This window comes from Siphonobacter sp. BAB-5385 (assembly GCF_002261125.1).
Taxonomy (GTDB): Bacteria; Bacteroidota; Bacteroidia; order Cytophagales; family Spirosomataceae; genus Siphonobacter.
Genome location: NZ_NMPS01000097.1, coordinates 1 through 729, shown reverse-complemented (window position 1 = coordinate 729; position 729 = coordinate 1). Strand labels below are relative to the sequence as shown.

The window sequence follows — 729 nt, the reverse complement described above, 5'->3', positions numbered from 1 at the left end:
CGTCGCCCGCACGTTGGTCCACCGCCAGCCACCACCAGGTCTTTGTAAACGAAATTCGGCGTTTACGGGCTGAAGCCGTAGAGCCGCCTCCTGCCACCGCGAAAGGGCGTAGGACTGATCGTCGGGATGCACTGCCTGGGCCCAGCCCTCGCCCAGCCATTCTTCCAGGGTTTGACCGGTGTAGGCCCGCCAGCTGGGCGAATCAGTAACGACCATACCCTGGGCATCGGTTTCCCAGAAGGCCTGGGCGAAAGATTCAAGTAAGACCTGATACTCATCCGGCTGAATAGAGGTATATAAACTACCTTTAGTAGCATTCATAACAATACAGTAGGGTTGGAACAGCTCAAGCGGTAATCGTGCGTACTAGTAAGTAAGTAGCAAAGGAAGTTTTCTTCTGGCGGGAATTGACGCCTAAATAAACCTATCTTAACTACCTTTTCTAGTACGGCCACATTTCTTGCCATAAGTCAATGAAAACTATACTACTGAGGAGTCAAACCCGTATGGTTCTACCCCTCCGTGCCTACTACTTCTAATTACGCTTATTACTATACGAGCTACCCTTAAACCCGCCCTGCAATGCCAGACGGGTTTTGATAACCTCCCCGCAGCAAAACCTAAGCGGCAGCCAGTACCTGACACGGCCCCATCTCCATGTAGTCTTCTGCGTGCAGGTCCGGGATCCAGTCCGTAAGCTGCTTGATGAGATGACTCACGTCCATAAAC

General features: G+C 51.9%; 1 protein-coding gene. It reads right to left on the bottom strand.

Going from position 1 to position 729, the window contains the following annotated elements:
* On the bottom strand, window positions 1–321 hold a 321-nt coding region (locus BWI93_RS09765), incomplete at its 3' end, for a PAS domain-containing protein (RefSeq protein WP_141217418.1).
* Window positions 322–729: the final 408 nt, after the last annotated feature.